The organism is Mesorhizobium sp. WSM4904 (assembly GCF_029674545.1).
Lineage (GTDB): Bacteria > Pseudomonadota > Alphaproteobacteria > Rhizobiales > Rhizobiaceae > Mesorhizobium.
Window position 1 is genome coordinate 2,547,697 of record NZ_CP121354.1, and the last position, 18,728, is coordinate 2,566,424.

Below are 18,728 nucleotides of genomic sequence, written 5' to 3' on the forward strand. Positions count from 1 at the left end.
CGACCATGGCCAAGGGGAATCAGAAACGGGCGGGCGGAAGGCCGCGGGCGCAGAACCTGCTGGAGCACTATCGGGCGATCGACGGCGTCGTCGACGAGATGGTCGACGCGGCTGGCAATCCGCGCCCGGCCTGGCGGTCCTTCATCGAGGCGCTGGACGGTCTGGGGGCTGAAACGCTCGGACAGCGTTTTACCCGCGCCGACCAGTATCTGCGCGATGCCGGGGTCTACTACCGCGTCTACGACAAGGCAGGCGCCAACGAGCGCGAATGGCCGCTGGCGCATGTCCCGCTGCTGATCGATGAAAAGGAATGGGCCGAGATCAGCGCCGGCCTCGTCCAGCGCGCCGACCTATTCGAAGCGATCCTGGCCGATATCTACGGGCCGAGCCGGCTGATCGAGACCGGCATCCTGCCGGCCGGGCTGATCGCGGCGAGCCCCGAATACCTGCGCCCTGTCGTCGGCATCCGGCCGGCCAGCGGTCATTTCCTGCATATGGTCGCCTTCGAGCTCGGCCGCGGGCCGGATGGCCGCTGGTGGGTGCTGGGCGATCGCAACCAGGCGCCGTCAGGCGCGGGTTTCGCGCTGGAGAACCGTGTCGCGACGACGCGCGCGCTGTCGGACATCTATGGCGAGCTGCATGTGCACAGGCTCGCCGGCTTCTTCCGCCGCTTCCGCGACGCGCTGAACGGCATGGCGAAGGAATCCGGCGGTCGCGTCGCCATCCTGACGCCGGGACCGCTCAACGAAACATATTACGAGCACGCCTATATCGCGCGCTATCTCGGCATCATGCTGCTCGAAGGCGAGGACCTGACGGTGTCCGGCGGCCGGCTGGTGGTGCGTACCGTTTCGGGCCTGATGCCGGTCGGCGTGCTGTGGCGGCGGCTCGATGCGGCCTTCGCCGATCCGCTCGAGCTCAAGCCGGACTCGCAGATCGGCACGCCCGGGCTGGTCGAGGCGGTTCGGCGCGGTACCGTCTCGGCCGTCAACGCGCTGGGTTCAGGCCTGATGGAAACGCGGGCGCTGCTTTCCTTCCTGCCGCGAATTGCGCGGGAATTGCATGGCGAGGAGCTCAAGCTGCCGAGCATCGCCACCTGGTGGTGCGGGCAGCAGACCGAACGCGACCACGTGCTGGCCAATGTCGACCGCATGGTGATCGGTCCTGCGCTGTCGACGCGGCTCGCCTTCGAGGACGACGGCGCAACGCGGCTGGGCTCGGCGCTGTCGGCCGGGGAGCGGACGGAGCTGATCGCGCGGATCGAAGCCGACGGCGACGCCTTTGTCGGCCAGGAAGCGGTGACGCTTTCGACGACGCCGGTCTTCGTCGGCGGCCGGCTGGAGCCACGGCCCGCCAGCCTGCGCGTCTATCTGGCGCGGACGCCGGACGGCTGGACGGTGATGCCCGGCGGTTTTGCCCGCGTCGGCTTCTCGCTCGACCCGACGGCGATCGCCATGCAGCGCGGCGGCCAGGCGGCGGATGTCTGGGTGGTCAGCGACAGGCCGGTCGAGCGCGAGACGCTGCTGCCGCAGGAGACTGACGGCTTCACCCGCACCATGCCCGGCAGCCTGCCAAGCCGTGCGGCGGAGAACCTGACCTGGCTCGGCCGCTACATAGAGCGCTCCGAAGACACGGTGCGCGTGCTTCGCGCCTATCACGTGCGACTTGCCGAAACGTCCGACCCCGAGATGCCGCTGCTCGCCGACATCCGGGACTATCTCGAACCGTTCGGCATCGAGGTCGAAACGGCGATCCCGCCAGGGTTGATCAGCACCTTGGACAGCGCCTTCTACAGCGCCGGCCAGATCCGCGACCGCTTCTCGCCGGACGGCTGGCTGGCGCTGAAGGACCTGTCGAAGACGATCCACAAATTTGCCGACAGGGTGGCGCCCGGCGACGACGCGACGCGGGCGATGACGGTGATGCTGCGCAAGCTTGCCGGGTTCTCGGGACTGCTGCACGAGAACATGTACCGCTTCACCGGCTGGCGCTTCCTGGAGATCGGCCGGCGGCTGGAGCGCGGCATCCAGATCGCCCGCACGCTGGCGCGGCTGACCAGAAACGGTGCGCCGGAAGGCTCGCTCGACATGATGCTGGAGATCGGCGACAGCGTCATGACGCACCGCCGGCAATATCCGGTGCAGGCCGGGCGTCGAACAGTGATCGACCTTCTGGCGCTCGATCCGCTCAACCCGCGCTCCATCCTGTTCCAGCTCGAGCGGTTGAAGGCCGAAATCGGCATGCTGCCTTCGGTCGGCGGCGAGGGGCACATGTCGGCCGCAGCGAAAGAGATCCTGCAGCTCAACACGGCGATCGCCGTGATGGAGCCCCAGGACATGACCGCGAAGGTGCTCGACGAACTCGCCAACCAGATCGGCGATCTCTACAGCAGTCTCGCCAAGGCCTATTTCGGGTAGGCGGCAATGCTTTATGACATCAGACTCCATCTGCATTACGACTACGCGGCCGCAGCCGGTGGCGGCCGGCATCAGGTGCGCGTGCTGCCGCAGACGATCGCCGGCGTGCAGCGAGTGATCGCCGCCTCGTTGTCCTTTCAGCCCAATCCGGCCGAACGGGCGGATTTTTCCGATTTCTTCGGCAACAGCGTCACCGCGATTGCCTTTCGCGACGCGCATGAGGAGCTCGACGTCAGGATGAGCGCAAGGGTGTCGGTCTCGCGGCCGGAACCCGGCCTCGATGTCTCGCCCGACATCCATGGCTTGAGGGCGGAACTCGACGCGGTGCGTTCGCTGTCGCCCAACGCGCCGCATCATTTCCTTGCCGCCAGCGATCATGTCGGCATCGATACGGCGATCACCGCCTATGCGCGGGAGAGCCTTGCCGGTTCGGCGGTCGCCACGGCCGTCGATCTCTGCAATCGCATCCACCGTGATTTCACCTATGACGGCAAGGCGACGACCGTGCAGACGCGGGCCAGCGACGCCTTCGCGCTGAAACGCGGGGTGTGCCAGGATTTTTCCCACATCATGATCGCCGGCCTGCGTGGGCTTGGCATCCCCGCCGGTTATGTCAGCGGCTTCCTGCGCACCATTCCGCCCAAGGGCAAGCCGAGGCTCGAAGGCGCCGACGCCATGCATGCCTGGGTGAAGGCCTGGTGCGGCCGCGATGCCGGCTGGCAGGAATTCGATCCGACCAACGGCATGCGGGCGAGCAACGACCATATCACCGTCGGTTACGGCCGCGACTATTCCGATGTCGCGCCGATCGTCGGCGTCCTGAAAACCACCGGCGGCCAAGTCGGCGAGCAAGCGGTCGACGTCATCCCGGTCGCTGCCTGAAGGCATGCCGTCGGTCGCGCGGGCTGCTTCTCAAATCACGATCCGGCCGCTATCTTGCCGACCGGGTGTCGCCGGTCGGGCACTGGCGTGGAGTTCAATTGTTGACTGCGGTCAGTGTCATCATTCCAGCACATAACGCGTCGGCGACCGTCGCCGACACGCTGGCAACGTTGCGTCCGGAGGCCGAGGTCATCGGCGAAGTGATACTGGTCGACGATTCCTCGACGGACAACACGGCGGCGGTGGCCGCGGATGCAGCCTCGCGACTGGCCTTGCCGCTCCGCATCATCCAGTCGAGCTGTCGGGACGCGGGCGGCTCCCGCAACCTTGCGCTGGCCGCGGCACGCTTTCCCTGGATCTACATGATCGACGCGGACGATTTGCATCTCGATGGTGGATTGCGGGCGCTGCTGTCCAAGACCAGGACAAAGCCAGGTGCGGATATGGTGGTCGGCGCCTACCGCCGACGAACCGACGGTCAGAACCGGCAGTTCAAAATGCCGTGCGGCTATACGGCCGCGGGGCTCGCCAACGCATCCGCCTATCTGGCGGGCAGGGTGCGGTCGATCGCCGTCGGCAGCGCGCTGGTCTCGCGGCGCGCGGTCGGCGATACGCGCTTTCCGACCGGGCTTGCCTATGATGAGGACACTTTGTTCTGGGCGCGGGTGATGAGCAAGGCATCGCTCGAGGTCGTGACGCAGCCCATCATGGTCTATTTCGTATCGTCGGGGCGCTCGGACGACCGCTTCACCATCAAGCCTGAGCGACGCTTCCTCGAATGGCGCCTGGCGCTGCGCGAACTCCTCGAATGCGGCATCCCCAAATCATCGCTGAAGGCGCGGGAGGGTCTTGTCGCGCTCAAGATCGCCCGTGTCCACTACGCACGGGGCGATCTCGAAACGGCGGCAAAATTCCTGGCGATTGCCAACGCCGCTCCCAAGGTCTCCGTCGATATCTGGCGCTGCATGCGCTATCGGCTGAAAATCGCGGCGTGGCGTCGTTTCTCCGACCATCAAATCCAGCTGCAAAGTGCGTGATGGCCGATGGGCCCGAGCTCGCAGTTGTGGTCATCGGTTTTCGGGCGCCAGCTGAGCTGGTGGCGGCGGTGAGGTCTCTGCTTGCCCAGAACATTCCGATCGAGGTCGTGGTCGTGAATTCCGGCGGGGGGAATGCCCAGGCGCTTCTGGCCGACGCCGGGCTCGCTGTGCCTGTCATCGAATTCGAGCAGAGGCTGTTCGCCGGCGCAGCGAGAAATAGCGGCATAGCGGCTACGAAGGCTCCTTTCGTCGCCTTTCTCGCGGATGATTGCCTGGCCTGCCCGCGATGGGCCGAAGTCCGGCTGCGGCATCATCGGGAAGGCGCAGCGACTGTCGCGAGCGCCGTCGTCAACAGCCACCCGCGCAACCTGGTCGCTTGCGCGGCGCATCTCGTTACCTACATGCGACGCCTGCCTGGCCTCCCCGACGAAAAGGCCCAGCGCTACGGCGTTTCCTTCGACCGTAGACTGTTCGATCAATACGGATTGTTCGATGAGCGACTGGCGTCGGGAGAAGACACCGAATTCATGGCCAGGTTGCCTGAGGCGATGCGGCCGGTCTGGGAACCGCGTATCCTCACCATCCATCGCAACGAGACGCGCCTGCTCGACATGCTGGCCGACCAGTATCGGCGTGGACGCCGCTACGGCGCCTATCTCGGGTCCGTCGATGCCGAAAGACCGCAGCGCCCCTTTCGCAAGGTGTTCCGCGACCGACGCAACGTCGCCAAGCTGGCGAGAGCGGGGCTGTCCGGAACGGAGAGGACTTTCGCGATGATGTCGCTGCCGATCGTGTGGCTGGCGTTGTTCGCCAAATCGCTCGGAGCCGTCGCCGGCGCCAAATATGGCGACAAGGCGGGCCGACGCCAATGATCACCGTCGAGATGAAGCAGCCGCGTCGGCGACGCGGCCGATGGCTTTGGTCGCGGCAAAGGATCATCGCCGTCTTCAGCTATCGGTACGACGCGCATCTGGTGCCCGACCTCCTTGCCAATCTCGACCCTATCGTCGATGGCTGGATCGCCTATGACGACAGGGCAACGGATGAGATTTTCAGCAGCGAACCGCGAAGACGGCGCGCGCTTATCGCCGCAGCCCATGAGGCGGGCGCCGATTGGGTTCTGGCAATGGACCCCGCCGAAAGGATGGAAAATGCCGTCGCCGGCCGTATCGGCCAACTGACCGGCGGATCCAGACGCATCGTCTGGGGTTTTCACTGCCGGGAGATGTACACGCCGACAAGCTACAGGATCGACGGAACCTGGGGCCGGAAGATGCAGCACAGGCTTTTCGGCGCCTACCATCCGGATCGGTACCGGTCGAAGGATCTCCATGGCGCCTGGTTCCCCGAGGACCTCGGTCTCAAGCTCAGGGACAGCGGTCTCAACCTCTATCATTTGAAGATGATCGAGCCGAAACGGCGCGCGGCGCGTCGGGATCTCTACAACCGTCTCGATCCCGATCGCCGGTTGCAAGAGATCGGCTACGACTATCTGGCGGACGAAACCGGAGCGGTTCTCGAGACGATACCGGCCGGGCGAAATTATTTTCCCGCCCATGCCGACAACGGCGGGCTCTGGATGGCGGATGTGTCGGCCAACAGGCAGGGCTGAGGGCTGTCCCCAAGGAAGCAACAAACAAGCACGGAACCAGCAGCCCGCTGTGCGGCTTATCCACGGACACGTTCCGTGGAGCCATCATGCTGCAGCGATCACACCCGTCCCCCGGCCGTTCGGCTAGCGCGGACGAAGCCCGCGAGAACGGTGCGCAAAATTCGGCCGAGCGCGCGTCGCTCAGCTATGTCAGCGATGCCGATCCCGGCATTCGCCGATTGAGAAAAGGTAAGGGATTTCGTTACGTCGACCCGAACGGGAAACCGGTGACCGCACCGACGCTTGACCGCATCAAGGCGATCGTCATCCCGCCGGCGTGGACCGATGTGTGGATCTCGCCCGATCCGAACGGCCATATCCAGGCGACCGGCCGGGATCAACGCCGACGCAAGCAGTACCGCTATCACCCGCAATGGACGGAGGAACGGGACGGCGTCAAATTTTCCAGTCTTGTCGCTTTTGCCGAGGCGCTGCCTAACCTCCGGCGCCGGATCGATGCCGACCTGCGGCGGCACGGGCTGCCGCTGGAACGTGTAGTCGCTGCGATCGTTTGGCTGCTCGACAACACCATGATCCGCATCGGCAATGCCGCCTATGCCCGCGACAACAAGAGTTTCGGCCTAACCACTCTGCGCGACCGCCATGTCGAAATCACCGGCTCCAGCCTGCGCTTCGCCTTCAAGGGCAAATCCGGCAAGGAATGGAAGCTGAAGCTGGTCGATCGCCGCATAGCAAAGATCGTGCGCGGCGCGCAGGACCTGCCCGGCCAGAAATTGTTCCAATATCTCGACGAAGACGGCGATCGGCGGCCGTTGCGGTCGGAGGACGTCAACCGCTACCTCCGCGAGGCGTCCGGCCCGGAGTTCAGCTCCAAGCATTTCCGCACCTGGGGTGGCACCATTCATGCGGTAGCGCTGTTTGCGCAAGCGGAGCTCCCAGAAAGCATGACCCAGCGAAAGCGGGTGATGAACGGCATCGTCGACAAGGTTGCTGAACGGCTCGGCAACACGCGAGCCGTCTGCCGCCGGTGCTACATCCACCCGCTCGTCTTCGAGGCGTGGGCGCAAGGCACGCTGCTCAGCGAAATGACCGAGGCCAACAAGCGAAAGCGTCTCATACCGGGCCTCGACGAGGAGGAGACGCTGGTGCTCAGATGGCTCGAGGCGCGCGGAGCCTGACGAACGGTAGGCGGCCGAGGGTAAGCCCGTGATCGCCCTACAAATATTTTTATCGACGTTGTGTCGGGAAGGGTCCTACTGTCGCGTCCTTTGATACGGAAAGGACCAGACCATGCTCTATGCCATCCTCTGCTACGCCTCCGAAGACGTCGTCTGCTCCTGGAGCAAGGAACAAGACGACGAGGTGATGGCAAAGCTCCTCAACGTACAGGACAAATACGCCAAGGCAGGCCGGCTGGGACCGGTGGCGCGTCTCTTGCCGACCACCGCAGCGACGACTCTCCGCAAGGTCAAGGGCGAATCGATGGTGCTCGATGGGCCTTTCGCCGAGACCAAGGAGCAGTTCCTCGGCTTCTACACGCTCGAATGCCAAGACTTGGATGAGGCTGTCGAGTTCGCCCGCGAGCTCTCCGAGGTCAATCCGAGCGGCGGCTCCTACGAGATCAGGCCGATCTCCGTCTTCAATCCGACCAAGGTTCCCGCATGACCGACCTGGCCTGGATCAGCAATGCGATCAGCACCGCCCGTCCGCAGGCGATGGGCGCGCTGCTGCGCTATTTCCGCGACCTCGATGCCGCGGAAGAAGCTTTCCAGGATGCTTGCCTGAGGGCATTGAAGAATTGGCCGAAGAACGGTCCGCCGCGCGATCCGGCGGCCTGGCTGATCTTCGTTGGCCGCAACAGCGGCATCGACGCCGTGCGCAAGCGCGCCAAGCAGGCGCCGATGCCGGAAGAGGACCAGATTTCCGATCTCGAGGATGCCGAAGGCGATATGGCCGAGCGGCTGGACGGCGCGCATTATCGCGACGATATCCTGCGGCTCCTGTTCATCTGCTGCCATCCCGACCTGCCGGCGACGCAGCAGATCGCGGTCGCGCTGCGCATCGTCTCCGGCCTGACCGTCAAGCAGATCGCGCGCGCCTTTCTCGTCGGAGAGAGCGCCATGGAGCAGCGTATCACCCGCGCCAAGGCGCGCATTGCGGACGCCGGCGTGCCGTTCGAGACGCCCGGCGCGGTCGAGCGCTCCGAGCGCCTCGCGGCGGTTGCGGCCATGGTCTATCTCATCTTCAACGAGGGCTATTCGACCAATGGCGGCGAGGCGCCGGCCCGCGCGCCGCTTTGCGAGGAAGCGATCCGGCTCGCCCGGCTGCTGCTCAGGCTGTTTCAGCAGGAACCGGAGATCATGGGGCTGACCGCGCTGCTTTTGCTGCAGCATGCGCGCGCGCCGGCGCGTTTCGACGAGAATGGCGAGATCGTGCTGCTCGAGGACCAGGACCGGTCGCTCTGGAGCCGCAAGATGATCGACGAGGGCCTGGCCCTGGTCGACAAGGCGCTCCGCCACCGCAAGCCCGGTCCCTACCAGGTGCAGGCGGCGATCGCGGCGCTGCATGCGCGTGCGGCAACGCCCGAGGACACGGACTGGACAGAGATCGACCTGCTTTACGGCCTGCTCGAGCAGATGCAGCCGTCGCCGGTGGTGACGCTCAACCGCGCCGTTGCGGTAAGCAAGGTGCGCGGGCCGGAGGCCGCGCTCGCCATGATCGAGCCGCTGGAAGACCGGCTGTCCGGCTATTTCCACTTCTTCGGCCTGAGGGGTGGCCTGTTGATGCAGCTTGGCCGGGACGAGGAGGCGCGCGTCGCCTTCGACCGCGCCATCGCGCTAGCCAACACCGCCGCCGAGGCCGCTCATATCCGCATGCATATCGACCGGCTGATCAAGGAAAGCGGCCAGCGGACCTCCGCCAAAAAAGCGCACTGATCCGCCGATTCGCCGGCTGGCCCAATTTTGCGCGCCGGGCTTGGACCATGCCGGGGTGGCGGTTTTTCCCTGAAACGAGTAATGCCACGCATCAAAGGCGCCCGGACGTGCCCATGGCGCGCCAAGACGTGGCGCAAGGCTTCGACGCTCGCCATATCCAAGGCGGGATCTGAAAGGGATAAAAATGACGATAGCGAAGGAAACGGCCTCACTTCTGGAGAAACTGGCTGTCGCCAAGGACGCGCTTGCCGGCGGCGAACTCATCGTGCGCAGCCCGGTTACGGGCGAGCAGATCGCGGCGTTGAAGTCGATTTCGGCGGCCGATGCCGGCAAGGCCATCGATGCCGCGCACAAGGCCTTCCAGGCCTGGCGGCTGGTGCCGGGGCCGAAGCGCGGCGAGCTGGTGCGCCTGCTCGGCGAAGAATTGCGCGCGCACAAGGCGGAGCTTGGCCGGCTGGTGTCGATCGAAGTCGGGAAGATCCCGTCCGAGGGCCTCGGCGAAGTGCAGGAGATGATCGACATTTGCGATTTCGCCGTCGGCCTTTCCCGCCAGCTCTACGGTCTGACCATCGCCACCGAGCGTCCCGGACACCGCATGATGGAGACCTGGCATCCGCTCGGCGTCGTCGGCGTGATCTCGGCCTTCAATTTCCCGGTCGCGGTGTGGTCGTGGAACGCGGCGCTTGCGCTCGTCTGCGGCGACGCGGTGGTGTGGAAGCCGTCGGAAAAGACGCCGCTGACGGCGCTTGCCTGCGAGGCGATCTTCACGCGTGCCGCCAAGCGTTTCGGCGCCGATGCGCCGGAGGGCCTGCTTCAGGTGCTGATCGGCGACCGTGCCGTCGGCGAGGTGCTGGTCGACCATCCGAAGGTGCCGCTGGTTTCGGCTACCGGCTCGACCCGCATGGGCCGCGAGGTCGGTCCGCGGCTCGCCAAGCGCTTTGCGCGCGCGGTGCTGGAACTCGGCGGCAACAATGCCGGCATCGTCTGCCCGACCGCCGATCTCGACATGGCGCTGCGCGCCATTGCGTTCGGCGCCATGGGCACGGCCGGGCAGCGCTGCACGACGCTCAGGCGCCTGTTCGTGCATGAGAGCGTCTACGACGCGCTGCTGCCGCGCCTGAAGAAGGCCTATCAGAGCGTCTCGGTCGGCAATCCGCTGGAGACGTCGGCGCTGGTCGGTCCGCTGATCGACAAGACCGCCTTCGACAACATGCAGAAGGCGCTCAAGGAGGCGCAGGCGCATGGCGGCAAGGTGACCGGCGGCGCGCGGTTCGAGAACGGGCACCCGGACGCCTACTACGTCCATCCTGCGCTGGTCGAGATGCCTGCCCAAGTCTCGCCGGTGACGGAAGAGACCTTCGCGCCGATCCTCTATGTGATGAAATATTCCGATTTCGACGAGGCGCTCGAGGCGCACAATGCGGTGGGCGCCGGCCTGTCGTCGTCGATCTTCACGCGTGACCTGCAGGAATCGGAACGCTTCCTCGGCGTCGACGGTTCGGACTGCGGCATCGCCAACGTCAATATCGGCACCTCGGGCGCCGAGATCGGCGGCGCGTTCGGCGGCGAGAAGGAAACCGGCGGCGGTCGCGAGAGCGGCTCGGACGCCTGGAAGGCCTATATGCGGCGCGCCACCAACACGGTGAACTTCTCCAAGGCGCTGCCGCTGGCGCAGGGCGTGTCGTTCGATATCGACTGAGGGTACCATCGCCGGCTGAGGCTGAGATGTAAGCGCTGCTGCGCTCAGCCTTCGCCCGCGGAAAAGCAGGCAGCGAAGGCCGCGTCGATAATGGCGAGCTTGGCTGCCTGAACGGCCATGTACTCGTCGAAGAACTGCCGCGAGACCCACATTACGGAATGTCCGCGCTGGCCGACCCAGCCGATGCTGCCGAGCGCTTCGGCGTCATGCAGCTTTCGCGCCAGATGGGTGCGCGACAGCTTCAGCCAATGCGCGAACTCGCTGATCGAAATGACGCTGGTCGGAATCTTGTCGAGGTTGGCATCCTCCGGATCGATGCCCGACATCAGCCAGTCCATGACGATACCGCCGTTGTTCAGCCAGATAAACAGGGAGAAGGTTCGTTCAGGTTCCCGCACCGGAACGGATGTCAGCAAGCCGTCGCAGATCAACGGCTGCAGCTTTGCCAGCATGTCGGGTCGCTCGAGGAAGGTCGCCAGCCGGTTTCCACCATCGATGCGATCGAGCGTCCTCAAATGGGCATAAATCCAGTTGGTGAAGGTCTCGATGGTGGCCTCGGTCACCCGCAAGGGGTGGGCGCGGCCATCACCGCTCGGCGAAACATGTTCGGCGATGTTGTAGTGCAGCATTTCCTTGACGAACGCCTCGGCGGTGTTGCGGCTGGCGACCGAGTTCCGGCGCACGACCTCGATGAAACGCGCCACCGTCATGTCGGTGCGGCGGTCATTGGGGTCGCGCCTGAAATGCAGAGCGAGCCCGACATGGCCGAGCAGCCAGCGCTGCTGGGTGGCAAAGACGGCGGCAAGGCGCGGACTGGTTTCGTAGACATGGATGAGCGCGCGCGACTGTTCCTGCACACTGCGAAGTGCTTCAGGATGACTGGCGATTTCTTCGGCGCTCAGCGGCATTTCCTGCGGCACTCCATTCGATTCCAAGCAACGACAATGAAGATTTATAGCCTTCGCCGGTAGTGTCCAGTTTGCCTATTGGAACAACGGCAGATGTTTCGGCGCGTTCCTAGTTAACCCGTTGCGCTGGTTTCGAAAATCCGTCCCGACAATAGTCTGGACCGCAACCTTGCGCACGTGCCTTTCGCAGCGCGGCCGACCCGTCGCCGAAGCGTGGCCTTTGCAACGTTGCCGGCGACGCCCTATCGTGGCGGCTTGAAACCATCGCCTCAGGCCGCCGCCGAGTGAAACGATGCCGAGAACGATAAGGACGCTGACCGCCAACGACGTGGAAACGCTCGTCGACTGGGCGGCCGGGGAGGGTTGGAATCCGGGCATCGGCGATGCCGCCGCGTTGCGCGCGGCCGATCCGGAAGGGTTCATCGGCGCCTTTGTCGGCGGCGAGATGGCGGCCGGCATTTCGGCCGTCGCCTACGGCGCGGGTTTCGGTTTCATCGGCTTTTACATCTGCCGGCCCGACCGGCGTGGCGAGGGCCACGGCAAGGCAGTCTGGGATGCCGGCATGACCCGGCTCGGCAATCGCATCATCGGCCTCGACGGCGTGGCCGAGCAGCGGGCCAACTACCAGCGCAAGGGCTTCGTGCCCGCCTACGAGACCGTCCGCTACAGCGGAGCTCTCGGCCTGGCCCGCGGCAGCGACTTACGACCAGTTGCCAGCATGGCGGAGATATTTGCCTACGACCGCCAGTGCTTTCCGGCGCCGCGCGAGGCGTTCCTGCGCGAATGGCTGCAGCCGCCCCGGATCGCGCTCATGTCCGCGGGCCCGGCCGGCATCGCCGGCTATGGCGTGGCGCGCCGGTGCCGGGAGGGATTCAAGGTCGGGCCGCTGTTCGCCGACGATATGGACATAGCCTTGGCGTTGGCGGCAGGACTGGCGGGCGAGGCGGGAGGCGAAGCGCTGCATATCGACGTGCCGGCCACCCAGGTCGGCTTCACCGCCATGCTTCAGGCCGCCGGCATGGTTGCGGGCTTCACGACGACCCGCATGTACAAGGGCGGCAAGCCCGGAAATGCCCCGTCGAAGGTTTTCGGCATCACGACGCTGGAACTGGGGTGATCGTGGGCCGCGTCGTCTCCTGTGATCATTGTTTGTCCGGCGTGGCGCATGCGACATGTCTGCGGGACATGGTTCGCATGGACGGGACGGTGTTTGGTGGAGATTTCCGAATGGCTGGCAGGACGGTCCTGATCGCAGGCGGCACCGGGGGAATGGGCCTGGCGACCGGTCTTCGCCTTGCGGCTGACGGCGAGCTGATCGCGCTTGCCGACCTTCCCGGTGCGAAACTCGACGAGGCCGTGGCGAAGATCGCCGCCACCGGTGCAAACGCGATCGGCCTGCCGCTCGACATCCGCTCCGTCGCCGCTTGCCGGGAAGTGGTGGACAAGGCACGCGAGTGGGGCGGCGGCCTGGACATTCTCGTCAACGCCGCAGGCGTCTGGCTGGAGGGAGCGGCAGGCGAGGTCCGTGAAGAGCAATGGGACCTTGTGCTGGACGTCAATCTGAAAGGTGCGTTCTTCCTGATCTCGGCCGCCATTCCGCATCTATCGGCGACGCAAGGCGTGATCATCAATATCGCCTCCGACGCGGGCATCGTCGGCAACAACGGCGCGGCGGTCTATTGCGCCTCGAAGGGCGGGCTGGTGCTTTTGACCAAGGCGCTCGCCCTGGAGCTTGCCCCACATGGCATCAGGGTCAACGCCGTCTGTCCCGGCGACACGGCGACGCCGATGATCGAGTATCAGGCGAGGACCTATGGCGGAGATGACCCCGACGGCTACAAGCGAAGGCTCCTGGGGCACTATCCGCAGGTGGAAAGAGCACGGTTCATCACCGTGGAAGAGATCGCCTCCTTCATCCACTATCTTTGCCAGCCCGGCGCGGCCCCGATCACCGGGGCCGCGCTCTCGATCGATTTCGGCATCAGTGCGGGATACTGAATTGCGGCGGCCTCGGCTTGATCGCCTGGAGGGTCCATGACCGTGTTTCGCAAATCCCGCAGGGCGCTGGTGACCGGCGCGGGCGCGGCCGACGGCATCGGCATCGCGGTCGCGCGTGCGCTCGGCGAAGCCGGGCTTTCGGTCGCCATTACTGCCTCGTCGCAGCGTGTCGAGCAGCGCGCCGAAGAGCTGCGGGCCGACGGGCTCGACGTCCGCGCCGTGGTGGCCGACCTGACGCGCGCGGCGGATGTCGAGCGGCTATGCTCGGAGGTCGGCGAGGTCGATATCCTCGTCAACAATGCGGGGATGGGGACGGTCGCCCAGCCGGCGCTGCAGCGCCGCTTTCTCGATCTCTGTGAGAGCGACTGGGACCGCGGCATCGATGTCAGCCTGAAGACAACATTTCTTGCCACACGCGCGTTTCTGGCCGGCATGGTTCAGCGCGGCCATGGACGCGTGGTGAACATGGCTTCGGTCACCGGACCCTACGTCTCCAACGAAGGAGAGGCCGCCTACTCCGCCGCCAAGGCCGGCATGGTCGGGCTGACGCATGCGCTTGCACTCGAGGTCGGCCGCAGCGGCGTCACGGTGAATGCCGTGGCGCCGGGCTGGATCGCGACTGGCGCCTCGACGCCGGAAGAACTCGTCGCCGCGCAAAACACGCCGCTTGGACGCGCCGGCACTCCGCAAGAAGTCGCCGCCGCCGTGCTGTTCCTGGCATCCGACGGCGCCAGCTATATCAACGGCGCCGTTCTCGTCGTGGATGGCGGCAACATCCTGCAGGAGCGCAAGGGCTGACCGCGAAGGTCAACCGTCAGCCGCCGCCATCGACCGTTATTTGCTCGTGTCCGTCATCGCGTCCGGCACCACCACCAGCTTGCCGACGAAGTCCTTGGCCATGAAGTCGGTCTGGGCACGGTGGAAATCCGACAGCTTGTAAACACCGCCGACCAGCGGCTTGATCTTCTTCTCCTCGATGTAGCGCACGATGCGGCGGAAGTCCGCGCGTGTCCCTTGGCTCGAGCCATGCAGCTGCAGCTGCTTCAGATACATGGTGCGGAGGTCGAGCTGCACGACTGGACCCGCGATGGCGCCGGCCGTGGTGTAGCGGCCCTCGGGCCGCAGGATGCGCAAGAGGTCGTTGAAGATGGCGCCGCCGACAAGGTCGGCGACCACGTCGATGGGCTTGCCGCCCGTCGCCTCGTTGACGGCGACCGGCAGGTCGGCCACACCGCGCGTGATCACCTTCTCGGCGCCGATGTCGAGCACCGCCTGCTCCTTGCCCTTGCCAACAAGCGCATAGGGAATGGCGCCGCGCGCCCGCGCCAGCTGCACGATGCCCGAACCGACGCCGCCCGAGGCGCCGGTGACCAGCACCCGCTCGCCGGCCTTCAGCGCGGCGCGTTCCAGCATCTGCTCGCCGGTGAGATAGGCGCAGCAGAAGGTGGCGAGCTCGACATCGCTGAGGTCGGTGTCGACGACATGCGCGTTCTCGGCCGGAAGCGCCTGGTATTCGGCGTATCCGCCGTCGCGGCCATGGCCCATATAATCGATATCGGCAAGCGAATCGTCGTCGCGGTTGTAGATGGAGAAGTCCACCATCACGCGCTCGCCGATACGGCTGGCAGGCACTCCGTCGCCGACGGCAATGATGGTGCCCACGGTGTCGGTGCCCTGGATGCGCGGAAAGGTCAGCGTGTTGCCTTGCCGGCGCCAGGTCGAAACCGCCCCGGCATCCTCCTCAGTGCCATAGGCGCCCTGGCGCACCCATACATCGGTGTTGTTCATGCCGCAGGCGCTGACCTTGACCAGCACCTCGCCGGCGGCGGGCGAGGGCACCCTCACATCGGTGCGGTAGACGAGCTTTTCCATGCCGCCATGGCCGGTGAGCTGCACGGCGGCCATGGTTGCGGGAACGGTGGGATGGGACTTCATAGATGTTACTTCCAATTGTGCAGGTTTGCGCTGCCCCTCACCCTTACCCTCTCCCCGTGAATGACGGGGAGAGGGGGCGCCGGGGCTGGAGCTTGTCCCTTCTCCCCGTTTTTCACGGGGAGAAGGTGCCGGCAGGCGGATGAGGGGCAGCGCCAACGGTCAAAGATCAGAGAGCTGAGAACACGCCGTTCACCGCGTCGGCGGTCTTGGCGACGATGGTGTCTGCCTCCTCGCGCGTCAGGCAGAGCGGCGGCGCGAAACCGAGGATGTCGCCCTGCGGCATGGCGCGGCCGATGACGCCACTGGCTGCCAGCGCCGTGGCGATCTGCGGTCCAACTTTAAGCGCCGGATCGAAGAAGACGCGATCGTCGTGATCCTTCACGAACTCGACCGCTGCCAGCAGGCCGTCGCCACGGACCTCGCCGACATTTTTGTGGCCGCCGACGGCCTTGGCGAGCTCAGCGCGAAAGTAAGCGCCGGTCTCGCCGGCGTTCTTCACCAGGTCCATCTCGTCGATCAGTTCGAGATTGGCGACGCCCGCGGCAACGCAGATCGGGTGCGCCGAATAGGTCCAGCCATGGCCGAGCGAGCCGAGCTTGTCGGAACCCTTGACCAGCACCTGCCAGACCTTGTCGGAGACGATGACGCCGGAAAGCGGCGCATAGGCCGAGGTCAGGCCCTTGGCGATGGTGATCAGGTCCGGCTTGATGCCGTAATGATCGGAGCCGAACATGGTGCCGAGACGGCCGAAGCCGGTCACCACCTCGTCGGCGACGAGCAGCACGTCGTGCTTGTTCAGCACCGCCTGGATCTTCTGCCAATAGCCGGCCGGCGGCGGGACGATGCCGCCGGTGCCGAGGATCGGCTCGCCGATGAAGGCCGCGACGGTGTCCGGGCCCTCGGCAAGGATCATTTCCTCGAGCTTGTCGGCGCAATATTGCGAGAACTGCTCCTCGCTCATGGAGCGGTCGGCGCGGCGGAAATAATAGGGCGCCTCGGTGTGCATGATCGGCGCGCGCGGCAGGTCGAAGGCGTTGTGGAACAGCTCCAGCCCGGTCAGCGACCCGGTCATGACGCCGGACCCGTGATAGCCGCGCCAGCGCGAGATGATCTTCTTCTTCTCCGATCGTCCGAGAACGTTGTTGTAGTACCAGATCAGCTTGATGTTGGTCTCGTTGGCGTCGGAGCCGGAGAGGCCGAAATAGACCCTCGACATGCCCTTCGGCGCGCGGTCGATGATCATCTTGGACAGCCGAATCGAGGCCTCGGTGCTGTGGCCGACATAGGCGTGGTAGTAGGCAAGGTTCCTAGCCTGTTCAGCAATCGCATCGGCGATCTTCTGGCGGCCATAGCCGACGTTGACGCAATAGAGGCCGGCGAAGGCGTCGATGCTCTTCCTGCCGGTGTTGTCCCAGACGGTGACGCCTTCGCCGCCTGCCATGATGCGGGCCGGCGATTCACCGCGCGCGTGCGTGCCCATATGCGTCGAGGGATGGAAGAAGTGGTCGCGATCCCAGGCCGAAAGTTCGTTGGATTGCTCGAGCATCTTTTTTCTCCTTGCAGGGAATTCTTCCGGCGTGCGCTAGGCGACGTCCAGACAAACGTATTTCAGATCGGTGAAGGCTTCGAGGCCATGGCGTGAGCCTTCACGGCCAATGCCGGATTGCTTGACGCCGCCGAACGGGATCGGCGCGCCGGTGATCTTGACCCGGTTGATCGCAACCATGCCGTAGTCCAGCGCGCGGCCCAGGCGTGCCTGCCGCGCGCCGTTCTCGGTCACGACATAGGCGACGAGGCCGTATTCGGTGGCGTTGGCGCGGGCGACGACTTCCGCTTCGTCGTCGAACGGCGTCACGGCGGCGACCGGACCGAAGGTTTCCTCATGCATGATCAGCGCCTCGTCCGGCACGTCGACGAGCAGCGTCGGCTGGTAGAACAGCGGTCCGGCCGCGTGGCGCTTGCCGCCGGTGAGGCAGCGCGCGCCGCGGGCGAGAGCGTCGGCCACCTGCTCCTCCACCTTCTTGACGGCGCGCTCATGCATCAGCGGTCCGATGTCGGCGTCGCCGGAGAGCCCGTTGCCGGTGCGCAGCCGCTCGATGCGGCGGGCGAAGGCGGCGCAGAACCGGTCGTAGATCTGGCGCTGCACGTAGATGCGGTTGGCGGCAAGGCAATCCTGGCCGGAGGTGGCGAATTTCGCGTCGAGCGCGATCGCCACCGCCTTCTCGATATCGGCATCGTCGAAGACGATCAGCGGCGCATGGCCGCCGAGCTCCATGACCAGCCGCTTCATCGTCGGCGCGCTCTGCGCGGCGATCAACCGGCCGACTTCGGTCGATCCGGTGAAGCTCATGGCGCGCACGCGGGCATCGGCACACATCGTTCCGACGATCGTTCGTGCATCACCGGTGACGACGTTGAAGACGCCGGCCGGCAGTCCGGCGCGCTCGCCAAGCTCGGCCAGCGCCAGGGCCGACAGCGGCGTTTCGGAGGAGGGATGCGCCACCACGGTGCAGCCGGCGGCGAGCGCCGCGGCAGCCTTGCGAGTGAGCATGGCGGATGGAAAATTCCACGGGGTCACGACGCCGACGACGCCGAGCGGCTCGCGGCGCACGGTCATCTCGGCATTGGGCAGGTGGCTGGTTACGCTCTCGGCGTTGATGCGTTTTGCCTCCTCGGCATACCATTCGACGAAGGAGGCGGCGTAGTCGATCTCGCCGAGCGATTCCTTGAGCGGCTTGCCTTGTTCCAGCGTCATCAGCAGCGCCAGATCGTCTTTGGCAGCGATGATCAGATCGAACCATTTTCGCAAAATTCTGGAGCGCTCCTGCGGCAGGGCCGAGCGCCAGGCCGGCAGGGCGTGCGCTGCGGCGTCAACCGCTTCTGTCGTCTGCCCGGCACCGAGCGCGGCGACGAAGGCCACTGTGGCGCCGGTGGCCGGGTCGGTCACTTCGAAGCTGGCGGCCGAATGGCCGGCCGTCCAGTGACCGCCGACATAGCCGAGATCGCGCAATAGCCGGCGATCGGCAAGACGGTCGAGTGCTTCGTGGCGGTGCGGGCGTGCAAAATGCGCGGACATTGATAGCTCCCTCACTTGGGATGTTCCCTCGATTGGGCGAAGCATCGGACGTGCCGGGCAAAAAAGGAGACTGTTTCGGCGTCCGTCCGTAGAGAGATTGTCTCTATTGGATTGCCCGGGGAGACGATCTCTCTGCCCTGAAGCGCGCCGTGATGTCTCAGAATCGCTTCGCGCGCTTTAGGTTTTTGATCTTCCGCATGTCTTTGTCCCGAAACCGGTTCGCACTTT

16 protein-coding genes are annotated in these 18,728 nt (G+C 65.5%); 12 read left to right on the forward strand and 4 right to left on the reverse strand.

Features of this window, described 5'->3' with window-relative positions; genetic code table 11:
* The first annotated feature begins 5 nt into the window (after positions 1 to 5).
* The 9 genes from QAZ47_RS12150 (at position 6) to QAZ47_RS12190 (ending at position 10,583) form a co-directional block, all read left to right on the forward strand.
* Complete coding sequence (locus QAZ47_RS12150) at positions 6 to 2,417, forward strand: circularly permuted type 2 ATP-grasp protein (RefSeq protein ID WP_278233398.1); 2,412 nt, start codon at positions 6 to 8, stop codon at positions 2,415 to 2,417.
* A gap of 6 nt (positions 2,418 to 2,423) precedes the next feature.
* Positions 2,424 to 3,299: a transglutaminase family protein gene (locus QAZ47_RS12155; protein WP_278206974.1), complete on the forward strand. Its 876-nt coding sequence runs from the start codon at positions 2,424 to 2,426 to the stop codon at positions 3,297 to 3,299.
* Positions 3,300 to 3,400: 101 nt separating this feature from the next.
* Positions 3,401 to 4,336, forward strand: a complete 936-nt coding sequence (locus QAZ47_RS12160) for a glycosyltransferase family 2 protein (protein ID WP_278233399.1) — start codon at positions 3,401 to 3,403, stop codon at positions 4,334 to 4,336.
* On the forward strand, positions 4,336 to 5,208 hold the full coding sequence (locus tag QAZ47_RS12165) for a glycosyltransferase family A protein (protein WP_278206976.1): 873 nt from the start codon (positions 4,336 to 4,338) through the stop codon (positions 5,206 to 5,208). The genes QAZ47_RS12160 and QAZ47_RS12165 overlap by 1 nt, the downstream gene beginning before the upstream one ends.
* Positions 5,205 to 5,948: a hypothetical protein gene (locus tag QAZ47_RS12170; RefSeq protein ID WP_278206977.1), complete on the forward strand. Its 744-nt coding sequence runs from the start codon at positions 5,205 to 5,207 to the stop codon at positions 5,946 to 5,948. The genes QAZ47_RS12165 and QAZ47_RS12170 overlap by 4 nt, the downstream gene beginning before the upstream one ends.
* 86 nt (positions 5,949 to 6,034) lie before the next feature.
* On the forward strand, positions 6,035 to 7,126 hold the full coding sequence (locus QAZ47_RS12175; RefSeq protein ID WP_278206978.1) for a DNA topoisomerase IB: 1,092 nt from the start codon (positions 6,035 to 6,037) through the stop codon (positions 7,124 to 7,126).
* A 112-nt stretch (positions 7,127 to 7,238) separates the two neighbouring features.
* On the forward strand, positions 7,239 to 7,613 hold the full coding sequence (locus tag QAZ47_RS12180; protein WP_059184386.1) for a YciI family protein: 375 nt from the start codon (positions 7,239 to 7,241) through the stop codon (positions 7,611 to 7,613).
* Complete coding sequence (locus QAZ47_RS12185) at positions 7,610 to 8,884, forward strand: RNA polymerase sigma factor (RefSeq protein WP_278233400.1); 1,275 nt, start codon at positions 7,610 to 7,612, stop codon at positions 8,882 to 8,884. Before QAZ47_RS12180 ends, QAZ47_RS12185 begins: the two co-directional genes overlap by 4 nt.
* 184 nt (positions 8,885 to 9,068) lie before the next feature.
* Positions 9,069 to 10,583, forward strand: a complete 1,515-nt coding sequence (locus QAZ47_RS12190; protein WP_278233401.1) for an aldehyde dehydrogenase family protein — start codon at positions 9,069 to 9,071, stop codon at positions 10,581 to 10,583.
* Between the two features lie 44 nt (positions 10,584 to 10,627).
* On the opposite strand, the gene QAZ47_RS12195 is transcribed toward QAZ47_RS12190, so the two are convergent.
* Positions 10,628 to 11,491, reverse strand: a complete 864-nt coding sequence (locus tag QAZ47_RS12195) for a hypothetical protein (protein WP_278233402.1) — start codon at positions 11,489 to 11,491, stop codon at positions 10,628 to 10,630.
* 292 nt (positions 11,492 to 11,783) lie between these two features.
* Here QAZ47_RS12195 and QAZ47_RS12200 point away from each other — a divergent pair, with 292 nt between their 5' ends.
* From QAZ47_RS12200 to QAZ47_RS12210, 3 genes are all read left to right on the forward strand, one after another.
* Positions 11,784 to 12,608 (forward strand): GNAT family N-acetyltransferase, encoded by an 825-nt coding sequence (locus tag QAZ47_RS12200; RefSeq protein WP_278233403.1) that lies wholly within the window; start codon positions 11,784 to 11,786, stop codon positions 12,606 to 12,608.
* A 110-nt stretch (positions 12,609 to 12,718) separates the two neighbouring features.
* Positions 12,719 to 13,489: an SDR family NAD(P)-dependent oxidoreductase gene (locus tag QAZ47_RS12205; protein WP_278233404.1), complete on the forward strand. Its 771-nt coding sequence runs from the start codon at positions 12,719 to 12,721 to the stop codon at positions 13,487 to 13,489.
* A 36-nt stretch (positions 13,490 to 13,525) separates the two neighbouring features.
* Positions 13,526 to 14,287 carry an SDR family NAD(P)-dependent oxidoreductase gene (locus tag QAZ47_RS12210; RefSeq protein WP_278233405.1) on the forward strand — a complete coding sequence of 254 codons (762 nt, stop codon included), beginning with the start codon at positions 13,526 to 13,528 and terminating at the stop codon, positions 14,285 to 14,287.
* Between the two features lie 36 nt (positions 14,288 to 14,323).
* Here the strand turns inward: QAZ47_RS12210 and QAZ47_RS12215 are convergent, their stop codons facing one another.
* The 3 genes from QAZ47_RS12215 to QAZ47_RS12225 all read right to left on the reverse strand — a co-directional run bounded on the left by QAZ47_RS12215 (position 14,324) and on the right by QAZ47_RS12225 (position 18,500).
* Positions 14,324 to 15,424, reverse strand: coding sequence for an alcohol dehydrogenase family protein (locus tag QAZ47_RS12215; RefSeq protein ID WP_278233406.1), 1,101 nt, complete (start codon positions 15,422 to 15,424; stop codon positions 14,324 to 14,326).
* A 166-nt stretch (positions 15,425 to 15,590) separates the two neighbouring features.
* Positions 15,591 to 16,970 (reverse strand): aspartate aminotransferase family protein, encoded by a 1,380-nt coding sequence (locus tag QAZ47_RS12220; RefSeq protein WP_278233407.1) that lies wholly within the window; start codon positions 16,968 to 16,970, stop codon positions 15,591 to 15,593.
* Positions 16,971 to 17,006: 36 nt separating this feature from the next.
* A complete protein-coding gene (locus tag QAZ47_RS12225; RefSeq protein ID WP_278233408.1) occupies positions 17,007 to 18,500 on the reverse strand; it encodes an NAD-dependent succinate-semialdehyde dehydrogenase in 1,494 nt (497 codons plus the stop codon).
* Positions 18,501 to 18,728 lie beyond the last annotated feature (228 nt).